General features: G+C 61.8%; 12 protein-coding genes. 6 read left to right on the plus strand and 6 right to left on the minus strand.

Annotated features, from left to right (window positions below; translation table 11 throughout):
• Positions 1-97 precede the first annotated feature (97 nt).
• The 4 genes from NVV77_RS15615 to NVV77_RS15630 all read right to left on the minus strand — a co-directional run bounded on the left by NVV77_RS15615 (position 98) and on the right by NVV77_RS15630 (position 5,325).
• Positions 98-2,005 (minus strand): ABC transporter substrate-binding protein, encoded by a 1,908-nt coding sequence (locus NVV77_RS15615; RefSeq protein ID WP_295414848.1) that lies wholly within the window; start codon positions 2,003-2,005, stop codon positions 98-100.
• 719 nt (positions 2,006-2,724) lie between these two features.
• Positions 2,725-3,729: a LacI family DNA-binding transcriptional regulator gene (locus tag NVV77_RS15620; RefSeq protein WP_295414849.1), complete on the minus strand. Its 1,005-nt coding sequence runs from the start codon at positions 3,727-3,729 to the stop codon at positions 2,725-2,727.
• A gap of 67 nt (positions 3,730-3,796) precedes the next feature.
• A complete protein-coding gene (locus NVV77_RS15625) occupies positions 3,797-4,771 on the minus strand; it encodes an acetylxylan esterase (protein WP_295414851.1) in 975 nt (324 codons plus the stop codon).
• 101 nt (positions 4,772-4,872) lie between these two features.
• On the minus strand, positions 4,873-5,325 hold the full coding sequence (locus tag NVV77_RS15630; protein WP_295414853.1) for a hypothetical protein: 453 nt from the start codon (positions 5,323-5,325) through the stop codon (positions 4,873-4,875).
• A gap of 280 nt (positions 5,326-5,605) precedes the next feature.
• Here NVV77_RS15630 and NVV77_RS15635 point away from each other — a divergent pair, with 280 nt between their 5' ends.
• The 6 genes from NVV77_RS15635 (at position 5,606) to NVV77_RS15660 (ending at position 11,440) form a co-directional block, all read left to right on the plus strand.
• A complete protein-coding gene (locus tag NVV77_RS15635) occupies positions 5,606-7,090 on the plus strand; it encodes an ABC transporter substrate-binding protein (protein ID WP_295414855.1) in 1,485 nt (494 codons plus the stop codon).
• A 211-nt stretch (positions 7,091-7,301) separates the two neighbouring features.
• Positions 7,302-8,249 (plus strand): ABC transporter permease, encoded by a 948-nt coding sequence (locus NVV77_RS15640; RefSeq protein WP_295416159.1) that lies wholly within the window; start codon positions 7,302-7,304, stop codon positions 8,247-8,249.
• Between the two features lie 11 nt (positions 8,250-8,260).
• Entirely contained in the window at positions 8,261-9,094 is an 834-nt protein-coding gene (locus NVV77_RS15645) for an ABC transporter permease (RefSeq protein WP_295416161.1), read from the plus strand.
• Positions 9,091-9,900: an ABC transporter ATP-binding protein gene (locus NVV77_RS15650; RefSeq protein WP_295414857.1), complete on the plus strand. Its 810-nt coding sequence runs from the start codon at positions 9,091-9,093 to the stop codon at positions 9,898-9,900. Before NVV77_RS15645 ends, NVV77_RS15650 begins: the two co-directional genes overlap by 4 nt.
• Positions 9,897-10,658, plus strand: a complete 762-nt coding sequence (locus NVV77_RS15655) for an ABC transporter ATP-binding protein (protein WP_295414859.1) — start codon at positions 9,897-9,899, stop codon at positions 10,656-10,658. The genes NVV77_RS15650 and NVV77_RS15655 overlap by 4 nt, the downstream gene beginning before the upstream one ends.
• Positions 10,655-11,440, plus strand: a complete 786-nt coding sequence (locus NVV77_RS15660) for a DUF1684 domain-containing protein (protein WP_295414861.1) — start codon at positions 10,655-10,657, stop codon at positions 11,438-11,440. Before NVV77_RS15655 ends, NVV77_RS15660 begins: the two co-directional genes overlap by 4 nt.
• Positions 11,441-11,509: 69 nt before the next feature.
• On the opposite strand, the gene NVV77_RS15665 is transcribed toward NVV77_RS15660, so the two are convergent.
• Positions 11,510-11,761, minus strand: coding sequence for a GlsB/YeaQ/YmgE family stress response membrane protein (locus NVV77_RS15665; RefSeq protein WP_295414863.1), 252 nt, complete (start codon positions 11,759-11,761; stop codon positions 11,510-11,512).
• Positions 11,762-11,839: 78 nt separating this feature from the next.
• Entirely contained in the window at positions 11,840-12,160 is a 321-nt protein-coding gene (locus NVV77_RS15670) for a hypothetical protein (protein ID WP_295414865.1), read from the minus strand.
• Between the last annotated feature and the right edge of the window lie 150 nt (positions 12,161-12,310).

The raw sequence follows: 12,310 nt of genomic DNA on the forward strand, positions 1-12,310 counted from the left end.
GAGGGATCAAGGGTGGGGGTGAGCCAAGTGAACAGCTCTCCCACTTTTTAGTCCCCTCGCGGCCCTGGGGAGGGGTCGCGAGGGGCCGGGAGGGACCCTATTCCTGGGCGAAATACCACTGGAACGGGTCATAGGGTGCCGGGGTCGGGAACAGGTATGCGTGCAGCATCGGTTCGGCGATGTTCCGCATATTGTTCTTGGCAATGTAGTAGCCATTGCCAGGCAGGCTCACGCCGATCACCGGGAAGTTCTCCTTGGAGATGGCAAGGATCTGCTTCATCAGGTCGTTGCGCACTTCCGGATTGCCTTCGCTGCGCAGCTTGTTGAGCAGGTCCATCTGTTCCTTGGCCCAGTCAGCCGGCTCTTCGGCGATTTCCGGACGCGAGCCCTGGAACCACTGTGCCCAGCGATAGGCCCAGACGGATTCATCGTTGGCCGGCAGGTAGTAGCGCGGCTCCTGGATCACATCGAGGCCACCATCGCCCTGCCAGATCTGCGCGTCATAGTCGCCAGTCGGGCGCTTTTCGTAGTAGAGCGTGCGGTCGATATTGTTGAGTTCGATATCAACGCCACCGGCCTCGAGCTGCAGCTGCAGCAGTTCCATCATGTCGACCCATTCCGAACGGAACGAGGAGATCATGTCGATGGTGATCTTGAGCGGAGTGCCATCGGCAAAGGTGTAGAATTCGCCGCTCTTGATGAGGCCCGCGGCCTCGAACGCGGCAGCAGCCGCATCGGGGTCGAACTCGGTATATTGCTTGGCCATTTCCTCGTCATAGAACGGGGATTCCGGACGCGGCGCGGCCTGGTAGGGTTCGCCCTGGCCGGTAAAGATCACGTCGATGATTTCCTGCCGGTCGATCAGATGGCTGATGCCGACGCGGAAGTCCTTGCTCTGGAACAGTTCGCGACGCTTCTCGTCCACATGGTTCATGTTGAACTGCAACATGAGGGTATTCATGTTGGACGGGATGTTTTCGCCCAGGCGATAGTCGCCGGCTTCCTGGCCGTCGAAGAAGATCGGCTGGTTGGCAACGGTTGCGATATGGCGATCCTGGTAGTCGATCTCGCCATTGAGCGCCATCAGGGTGATTTCTTCGAGCGAGTCCGAAACGCGCATTTCGAGCCGGTCGATATAGGGCAGCTGGTTCCCTTCGGTGTCGACCTTCCAGTAGTACGGGTTGCGCACGAAGGTGGTCCGGGTCGAGTCACCCTTGAGCGGCTCCTCGATCATCCAGGCATTCATCATCGGCAGTTCGGGATTGGCCCAGCGGATGGTTTCCGTCGCCCACGAGCAGCGGTCGGTCATCCAGAGTTCCCAGGTCTCAAAGCCCGCCGCCTTGGCTTCCGCCGCCGCGTTCGGATTGTACTTGGGGTAGAACTGGCTGCAATATTCCTTGTTGAGCGAAACCAGCGTGAGGCCGTTGATGCTGGCCAGGTCGTCCATGATCACGCCATTTGGCTTTTCAAAGACGAGGCTGAACGTCGTCTCGTCGACGACTTCGACCTTTACCGGATTGTTCGGGTTTTTCATGAAAGTGCCGGCGCCATAGGTCGGCTCGCTGAAGAGCTCGGCCGCAAAGGCGATGTCGGCGCTGGTAAATGGCTTGCCATTGTTCCACTTGAGGCCTTCGCGCAGCTTGAAGGTATAGGTGCGCGCGTCCTCGCTGACTTCCCAGCTTTCGGCCAGGTTCGGAATGATCTCTTTCCATTCGCGGTCATAGCGAACGAGCCCGTCATAGGCGACGGTGCGGCCGATCCAGGCATTGTCGAGGCCGCCGCGCAGGGCGCTGTGCCAGGTGCCGCCATAGGTGCCAACGCTTTCGACCGGCGTGATCACCAGCGGATTGGCCGGCAGACGCTCGGCAACCGGCGGCAGTTCACCGCTGGCGACAGCCGCATCCAGCACCGGCGACTGCTGCTGCGCCCATGCCGGTCCAACCGCGGCCATCATGGCCGCAATGGCCACGGCTCCGGTCAAACCAAGAGCAAAATTCTTTCCCATACATAGTCCTCCCAATTCCGGGTTCTGCCCCGGCAATCACATTCGGCAGAGCCGCTTCCTCCGCAGCTCGCCATCGATTGACCCCGCCTCTAGGACGGCCCACCGCTCAGACGAGCGGCAAGATGACGACAGCAGGGCTCAACGCTCCGACAGCGATGCCGGAGAGCAATGCCTTGCCTAGTTCTCGACTTCTGGGATGCGACCAGGCAGTGAACGGCCGGCCTTCGGATGCTGCCTTGAGCACCTCCTGCGCCGGTTCCGCATGCCACTGCCGAAGAGTCACCAATTCCCCTCCCAGGTTACGTTCGATGCCAACAGTCTGCTAACCGGCAGCTGCCTTATTCGTCACCGAACGAGTGCAACGCTATGCACAATCTTGCGCAAATTCAAGCAATTTGCGCATTTCACGCAATTTACGCAATATTGCGAGAATTGCATTGCAGAACGAGACGGATAGCGAACGAAGAACCGCGCTAAACCGAGTGTTTTTCAACATGGAGGGCAAAAAAGTTTGCGTTGGGATGCTCACAACCAGGCCAAAAATCGAGCCCAAGATGCTGGCCACTGGCAGGATCTACCGATGCCAGGAAAGACCTGAACCACACGCCCATCGTCACCACCGGGCTTGTCCCGGTGGTCCATGCGGCGGCGAGATGGATTGCCGGGACAAGCCGGCAATGACGACATGTTTAGTTCAGCTCAACAGGCTGGAGCAGCCGTCACTCAAACGGATGAACCGTCTCGCCCTCAACCAGCGTCAGCCCGATCTCCAGGTGCTGCACCGCCCGCTCACCATCCATTTGCTGGGAAAGCAGCCGCACCACGCCGCGACCGATCGCCTCGCGATCCACCCGCACCGTGCTGAGCCGAGGGCTCGCCATGCCGGCGATGGGAAGGTCGTCAAATCCCATCAGCGAAAAGTTCTTCGGCATCGGGGAATCCTGCCCCAGGAGAGCATCGACCATGGACACGGCAACACTGTCATTCCAGCAGAACACAGCCGTCGCGTCATACTTGCCGCTCAATAGGCCAGCCAGCAGTTCCTTGCCTGAATTCTCGTTGGCCGTGACGATAGTGCCCACGGCATCGGGCGTTGCCGCTATGGCCGCCTCGAAGCCGCGTCGGCGCTGCAGGATCGTATGCCGGTGCCGATAGGTGTAATGCAGGAGCTTGCGATGCCCGGCATCGATCAGGTGCTGCGTCGCCATATAGGCGCCGTAAAAATTGGCCGGCGCCACCGAGCTCAGCCGCATCTTGGGGTCAACGCCATTGGCGAGAACCAGGCTGACATCGGCATCGAGCGCCCATTCCACCAGCGGTTCGACGGGGTCGATACCGGCAAGGACCAGCCCGCCCGCACCCGATTTCGCCATGTGCCGCTGCACAAAGTCGAGCGTCACCAGGTCCTCATTGACCAGCCGCACATCGAGCACGATGCCCGACTCCGCCGCCTGGCTGCGCATACCCTCCACGATGCCGTGGTAAAAACTCGCAAGGCTGCCAATGGCGCCATTGAGCGGCACCATGGCGACGGCGCGCTTGTCGAGATTGCCCGCCGCCGGCACATGCTTGCTCTTGTAGCCGAGCATGCGGGCAACGCGCTGTACGTCGCGTCGCACCGCGTCGCTGATGCCGATTTCATTGGCCAGCGCGCGCGACACAGTCGACACGGACACCCCGAGCTTTTCGGCGATATCGGCTTGACTGGCGCGCTTGCTTGGCATCTCAAAAATCCTGCTTACCCCACTACGCAATATTTGCGTTTTTTGAATAAAGCAAGATTTCTCCGATTCAGGCCATTCCAAACCGCTTTCCGAGCCATTTCATCTGCTCGCGATCCTGGAACGGCCCACCGCCTTCGTGGTTGTTAAATTCATATTCCACAATGGTTTTGTCCGCGCCGGCGAAGGCTTGGTAGGCGCCGTAGACCGTCGAAGGCGGGCAGATGTCGTCCATCAGCGCCACCGAGAACAAAGCCGCCGCCTTGCTCTGCCGCGCAAAATTGACGCCATCGAAATAGCGCAACGTCTCGAAGACCTTGGCCGACTTATCCCTGTGCTGGGCAAGGTAGCGTACAATCTCGAGATAGGGATCGCGCCCGGCAGAACGCACGGCACGCGGAAAATCGCAGAGGAACGGAACATCCGGCATCACCGCCTTCACCCGGCTATCAATCCCCGCCACCGCCAGCGCAATGCCGCCACCCTGGCTGCCGCCGCAAACGGCCACGCGCTCAGGATCAGCAAAATCCTGAGCCAAGAGCATGTCCACGGCCCGGACGCCATCGGTAAAGAGGCGGCGATAGTAGTAGTCGTTCTTGTCCAGAATGCCCTTGGTCATCACGCCCGGAATGGACGAGGTGGAGCCGATCGGATCGGGCGTCGCGCCCATGCTCCAGCTGCTGCCCTGCCCGCGCGTATCCATGCGGAAATAGGCATAGCCCGAGGCCGCCCAATGCAGCAGTTCATGCGGAAAGCTGCGACCGCCGCCATAGCCGATGAACTGTACCACCAGCGGCAGCTTTCCTTCCCTGTTCTTCGGCAGCACCAGCCAGCCTTTTACGGGATGCCCGCCGAAGCCGGGAAAGGTCACATCGAAGGCTTCAACGAGTTTCAGCGACGTTTCCACCGGCTCGATGACAACCGCCCCGCCAATGCCGCGCGCTTCGGCCAGCGTCTCGGCCCAGAATGTTGAAAAATCAGCGGGAATTTCTACCGCGCTGCGATAGGCACCAAGCGCGGGGTGGACGAGATCGGGGAATGGCACGGAACGATCCTAGTATGGAAGAAACTACCCCAGCCTGCTCTCGCCGTGCAAAAATTTCCAGCCACAGGCGAGCTTTGCCACAACAATCGCGACCGGTGAGCCTATCGGTGATATCTGGCGATCGTAAGCCGATGAAATTGCAGGTTTTTTGCCACAGGCCGGAACATGGGCTCGGCCGGAACGAACAGCACCCGCCCTGCCACCACGTGTCGCCTTTGCTCCTCGGCCAGCGCTTCCGGCCGCGGCACGATCACCTGCCAGTCGTCGGTGGCCGCAATCAGTCCGCGCGCAAAAGCGTCGGCCATGCTGGCTTCCAGCACCAGTGCATTGCCGATCTCAAGCGAACCGCCGAGTTCACGCGGATGGATTGGCACCACCGAAAGCTGCTCATGCAGAATCTGAGCATCAGGAGGAAATCGCAAACCACTGATGGCACAGCGATAATTATAGGCGGTCAGTGCGAAACGATAGAAGGCGAGGTGACTATCGATCGAATGGGTGAACCCGGCCAAAGGCCGTTCGCCAAACCCATCCGGATCGTTTTCGTCGATCATGTCAGCCCGTCTCCGTGATAATCTTACGGAGATTTTACGTTAGTGAAAACCACTAAGAGTGCCGGACACGACAGCGTGCAACGGGCCACATGCCGCCGAAATGACATTTCAAAACTCCGGCCCCTGGCGTAGGCTGCCGGAACGCATTTCTATTTCCTTGATCTCAAAGAAAACGAAATGCCTGAATGCGCCCAAGCGCGGCACAAGATTGTCTATCAAGACGGTAGAGATTTATCCCGGCCAGAACTAGATTGAAGCCAACCAATAACTGGAGCGTCTCATGACCACGAAAACCCTCCTTCTCGCCGCCCTCCTGGCCGGCGTTGCCCTGCCCGCCTCCGTCCTCGCGCAGGACTTCAATCCGGACGCCTCCATCCGCATCGGCTCGCTCTACGAGCCGCAGAACCTCGACAACACCGCCGGCGCAGGCCAGGGCATCAACGAAGCCTTCAACGGCAACGTTTATGAAGCCCTGTTCCAGTTGACCGATGCCGGTTCGGTCGAACCCAAGCTCGTCGAAAGCTATGAAGCCAGCGAAGACGGCCTGACCTATACCTTCACCCTCAAGGACGGCGTCACCTTCCACTCCGGCGACCCGCTGACCGCAGCCGACGTAAAGTACTCGATCGAGCGCGTCACCTCCGAAGCCTCGAAGAGCTCGCGCAAGCGCAGCCTCTCCACCATCACCGGCATCGAAACCCCCGATGACAAGACGGTCGTGATCACCCTCTCGGCTCGCTCGATCTCGCTGCCCTACAACCTCTCCTATGTCTGGATCGTCAACGACGCCGCGACCGACATCACGGCCACCGAAGACGGCACCGGCCCCTATTCGCTCAGCGAATGGCGCCGCGGTTCGGCCCTGGCTCTCGAGCGCAACGACAGCTATTGGGGCGAAGCCCCGACCAATGCCGAAGTCGTCTACACCTATTTCACCGACGCCACCGCGCTCAACAACGCGCTGCTGACGAACGCCGTCGACGTGATCACCTCGGTGCAGAGCCCGGATTCCCTGGCCCAGTTTGCCGGCAACCCGGCCTTCACCGTCACCGAAGGCGCTTCCACCACCAAGGAACTGCTGGCCTATAACGACCGCGTCGCTCCCTTCGACAACGTCAAGGTCCGCAAGGCTCTGGCCCGCGCCACCGACAAGGCACGCCTCCTCAACTCCATCTGGGGTGACTATGGCACGCTGATCGGCTCCTTCGTACCGCCGACCGACCCGTGGTATGTCGACCTCACGGGCGTCGATGCCTATGACGTCGAAAGCGCCAAGGCGCTCCTCGCCGAAGCCGGCTATCCCGATGGTTTTGAATTCACCCTCGACACGCCCGACTACGATCCGCATCCGATCGTGGCGCAGTTCCTGCAGTCCGAATATGCCAAGATCGGCGTGAAGGTGAACATCAACATCATCACCGCCAACGAGTGGTACACCAAGATCTACCAGGAGAAGAATTTCGAGGCGACGCTGCAGGAGCACGTCAACCACCGCGACATCGTCTTCTACGGCAACCCGGACTTCTACTGGGGCTACAACAACCCCGACGTCGTCAAGCTCGTGGCTGATGCTGAATCGGCCGGCTCGGAAGCCGAACAGGTCGAAAAGCTGACCGAAGCCAACAAGATCATCGCGGAAGACGCAGCCGGCAACTGGCTCTACCTCTACCCGCAGATCGTCGTTTCGGCCGCCAACGTCACCGGCTACCCGATCAACGGCCTGAACTCCCAGTTCTTCGCCTACGACATCCAGAAGAGCGAGTAACGCTTCCAATCCCACTGCGTCATTCCCGCGAAAGCGGGAATCTCGCACCGCCAAAGCAGAGATTCCCGCTTTCGCGGGAATGACGCAGTGGCCAAGGGAATATCGTTGAACACTCTGTCCACCGGCCCCTCGGCCGGTGGCTTTGCCCTTACGGCCCCGCTATTGTCGCGTCTGATATCGCGCAAGGACTAAAACCATTCTCGCCTACACCATCCGCCGCACGCTGATCCTGATCGCCTCGCTGTTTATCGCAGCGGTTGTGCTGTTCGTGCTGCTGCGCCTCCTCCCCGGCGATCCGGCCAATGCTCTCCTCGGCGTCGGTGCCACCGAGCAACAGATCGCCGCCGCCCGCGCGCAGGTCGGCTCGGATCAACCGCTTTACGTCCAGTTCGTCGGCTTCATCGGCAATCTTGCCCGGCTCGACCTCGGCACCTCCTTCGTCAGCCGCGCCTCGGTGCTGGGCGAGATCGGCAACCGCATGGTCGTCACCCTGCCGCTCACCTTCTTCGGCTTCCTCGTCGCCCTTGCCCTCGCCATCCCGCTCGGCATCATCGCCGCAGTCCGCTCCGACAAATGGTATGGCGCCGCCATCTCCGTCGTCTCCCAACTCGGCATCGCCATCCCGGTCTTCTGGCTCGGCATCCTGCTCGTGACGCTCTTTTCCATCAATCTACGCTGGCTTCCCTCCGGCGGCTTCCCGTTGAAAGGCTGGGCCAACTTCGGCGAAGCCATCACCGGCATGATCCTGCCTTCGCTCACCATCGGCCTCGTCATGGGCGCCTCCCTCTTGCGCTATGTCCGCGCCGCCACGCTCGACGTTCTCGGCAGCGACTTTCTCCGCACCGCCCGCGCCCTCGGCGCCAGTTTCCCCGAAGCCCTCATCCGCCATGGCGTCCGCAACGGTGCCGTGCCGGTCATTTCCATTCTCGGCATCGAACTCGCCAGCACCTTCCTCGGCGCCGTGGTCATCGAGCGCGTCTTTTCGCTGCCCGGCCTCGGCTCCATGCTGCTCCTCGCCATCCAGCAGCGCGACTATCCCAATGTGCAGGGCGTTCTCTTCATCTCGACCCTTCTCGTTCTGCTGATCGGCTTTGCCGCCGATATCATCCAGCGCCTCATCGATCCGCGCCTCCGCGGTCGCGGGAGGGCGCTGGCATGAGCACCACCACCATGACCGCTCCCGCCGACAAAAAATCCCACTCCCTGGCCCTCAAGGCCGGAGTGGTGCTGGTCGGCGTCCACATCGCCATTGGCCTCCTTACCCTCGTCTGGCTGCCCTACGACCCCACCGCCATGGCCGGCGGTCGCCTCGAGGGGCCAAGCCTCCTCCACTGGCTCGGCACCGACCGCCTCGGCCGCGATCTCTTCACCCAGATGATGATCGGCAGCCGCATCGCCCTCATCGTCGGCGTCGGCGCCGTCACTATCGGCGCTGTCATCGGCGTCACCCTCGGCCTTCTCGCCGCATTCGCCAGCAAGTGGCTCGACGACGCACTGGCGGCGACGCTCGACATTCTCATCGCCTTCCCCACTCTGCTGATCGCCATGCTGGTGGTTGCAGCCAGCGATACGGCCAATCTCTGGTCGGCTATTTTTGCCCTCGGCATCGCCCTCTCGGCCATCGTCGCGCGCCTCACCCGCATTCTCGCCAAGCGCGTGCTGGTGATGGACTACATCACGGCAGCCCGCACCTCCGGCAGTGGGTGGCCCAAAATCGTCGCCATCCATATCCTGCCCAATATCTGGCCCACCCTGTCGGTCAATTTCGCCCTGCAATTCGGCCTCGCCGTCATCGCCGAAGCCTCGCTCTCCTATCTCGGCCTCGGCGCCCCGCCGCCAAACGCCTCATGGGGCCGCATTCTCCAGGAAGCCCAGGGCACGGTGTACACTGCCCCTCTCGGCGCCATCGCCCCCGGCATTGCGCTGGTCTCCCTCGCCATCGGCGTCAACCTCTTGGCCGACGGCCTGCGCGACACCATCGACCCGACGAGGCGCGCACGATGACCGCTCTTCTCTCCCTCGAAAATCTGTCCGTCCATGCGGGCAGCAAGGCGCTGGTGTCGAACCTTTCCTTTTCGCTCAACCGCGGGGAACGGCTTGGCCTGATCGGCGAATCCGGCTCCGGAAAATCGCTCACCTCACTCGCCGCCACGGGCCTCCTGCCAGCCGGCCTCTCGGCCTCCGGCTCCGCCATTCTCGCGGGCAAGCAAGTCATTGGCGCGCCTGACCGCGAGCTGAACCAGTTGCGCGGCACTGCCGTCGCCATCGTCTTCCAGGAGCCCCTTACAGCCCTCGATCCGCTGATGCGCGTCGGCAAGCAGGTAGCAGAACCCCTCGCCCGCCGCGCCAAGCGCGATGGCACGCCGCTCTCCGGTACAGCCCTCGATCAGGCTGTTCTGGCTCTCTTCGACGAGGTCGCCCTGCCCGAACCGCAGCGCATCGCCAAATCCTATCCGCACGAGCTTTCTGGCGGCCAGCGCCAGCGCATCGCCATCGCCATGGCCCTCGCCTGCAAGCCCGACCTGCTCATCGCCGACGAGCCCACCACCGCCCTCGACGTCACCACCCAGGCCGAAATCCTCGGCCTCCTCGACCGCTTGGTTCGCGAGCGCAATATGGCTCTCCTCTTCATCAGCCACGACCTGCCCGTTGTCGCCAACACGGTTGAGCGCGTCGTCGTGTTGCGACAAGGCGAAACCGTCGAGGCCGGCAATGTCGCTGAAGTCTTCGGCAATCCGCGCCACGACTACACCAAGAGCCTCCTCGCCGCCGCCCGTCGCCTCGACGACGCCATGGAGGGCCGCGTATGAGCCTCGTCCGCGCCGACCACGTCAGCTTTGGCTACACCGCCAACCGCCGCATTCTCGATGACGTCTCGCTCGAGATCGCCCCCGGCGACACCATCGGCCTTGTCGGCGAAAGCGGCTCGGGCAAGACCACCCTACTGCGCCTCCTCCTCGGCCTCGCCCGGCCTGACAGCGGCAGCATCACCTTCGACGGAAAACCGCTCGATCCCGGCAACGGCACCTTCATGCGCGATTTCCGCCGCCAAGCTCAGGTGGTCTTCCAGGACCCCTATTCCTCGCTCGATCCGCGCCAGACGATCCAATCCATCATCGCCGAACCCCTGCGCTCGCTAAAAATCCCCGGCGATCACAACAAGATGGTAGGCGACGCCCTCGAAGCCGTCGGCCTCGACCGCGATGTCGGAACACGCTTCCCCCATCAGTTCTCCGGCGGCCAGCGCCAGCGCATCGCCATTGCCCGCGCCATCGTGCCCGGCCCACGCCTGCTGCTTGCCGACGAAGCGGTCAGCGCCCTCGATCTGACGACCCGCATTCGCATCGTCGACCTCCTTGCCGGCCTCAGCAAAACCATGAGCTTGCTCTTCGTCTCGCACGATATCGGCGTCGTCGCCGCGCTCTGCCGACGCATCGTCATTCTCGAAAAAGGCCGCATCGTCGAAGCCGGCGGAACGGCCGACGTTCTCGCCAATCCCAAACATCCCTATACGCAGCGCCTGCTTGCCAGCGTGCCGCGCCTTACCCTCCACGAGGTGTCTTCATGACCGACTATGCAACCCAATATGCCGACTGGCAGCAAAAACGCCTCGCCGCGCTCAAGGCGCCCAATGGCTGGCTCAACATCATCGCCCGCGTCTGGCTGGCCGAAGGCACCGTCACCGTCGGCGCTGCCGCGGACAATGACATCATCCTTTCCTCCGGCCCGTCCTATGTCGGCAGCCTGACCCAGGATACCGAAGGCACCGTCACCTACACCCCCGCCGATGGCAGCGCCGCCCAGGTGCTGAAACTCTCAAAATACAGCCCGCCGCGCTTCACCGCCGGCAATCTGCTGCTGGAAGTCACCTCGCTCAATGGCGAGAATGCCCTGCGCGTACGCGACACGACATCGGACGCGCCCAACCAGTTGCAGCCGCTCGAATATTTCCCGCTCGACCCCACCTGGCGCATCACGGCCGACTGGGTTGCCTTCGAGGCACCCAAGGGCCTGACCATCAGCACATCCAAGGCGATCCAGACCGAGGTCGAAGCAACCCACAAGGCCGTCTTCACCCGCGATGGCGTCACCTATGAACTGCTCGCCACCCATGGCACGGCGGAATCCCCGCAGTTCGTGATCCGCGACCAGACCTCGCGTGACTCCACCTATGCCGCCTGCCGCTTCGTCTTCGGCGAAGATGTTACCGACAAAACCATCGTGCTCGACTTCAACAAGGCGGTTAACCCGCCCTGCGCCTTCACCGAACACGCCATCTGCCCGCTGCCGCCGGCCGAAAACGTGCTGCCGATCCGCATCGAAGCCGGCGAAAAGCGCCTCCACGATTGATCTGAATCCAGACAGCAAAAGGCCCGGCAGCGTCACCGCTGCCGGGCCTTTTGTTTTGAACTTTTGGCTCTAGCGCCTGACAGCGCGGACCAGGGCAATGAGGATGCAGGCGCCCAGGAGGCCCGCGACCAGATAGCCGAGCCAGCCGCCGAACGAGATGCCGATGATGCCAAAGAGGAAGCTGGCAATCAGCGCACCGACGATGCCGAGCACGATGTTGAGAAAAATCCCGGTATTGGTCTTCATGATGCTGGATGCAATCCAGCCCGCCAGACCCCCGATAATGATCGCTGCAATCCAGCCGATACCTGCGTCGCCCATGTGAACCCCACAATTGAGAAGACGGCTCGACCCGAGCCGCTTCAATCAACGCCGCAGGGACCAAACGGTTGCGTGACCTTAGAAATCGAAGGCCCAGCGCCCATCCGTTTCCGTAAACCGCCCCATGCTCGGCGCCGACCAGCCTCTCCCGATCGAATAGAGCCGCACCCGGCAAGTAACAACGCCATTGGGGTGCTTGGCGCAATCGGTGGCTTCAAGCTTCACCCGATCTTCGACAATCGCGACCCGCTGGCGTTCGAGAATACGAGCATTGCTGAGCATGGCATCGATCGCCTGCGTCGGTGTCGGCCCCCCAGCGACCAACGGCGCCTCTCCGGAACTGCATCCTGCGAGCACCATCAATCCAACAATAGCCAGCATACCAAGTGGCTGCATCATGGAACCCTCCTCGCCCCATAAGCGAAGACCCTAACAAATAGAGGTAAACCCGACGTGTAGCAGTCACATCGAATGCATCCGTACCAACTCGTACTGCTGCGGCTTGAATGCCTGTCCGAGCTTTGCTACAGGCAAAACAAGACAATCCTA

It is taken from the genome of Devosia sp. (assembly GCF_024707125.1).
Lineage (GTDB): Bacteria > Pseudomonadota > Alphaproteobacteria > Rhizobiales > Devosiaceae > Devosia.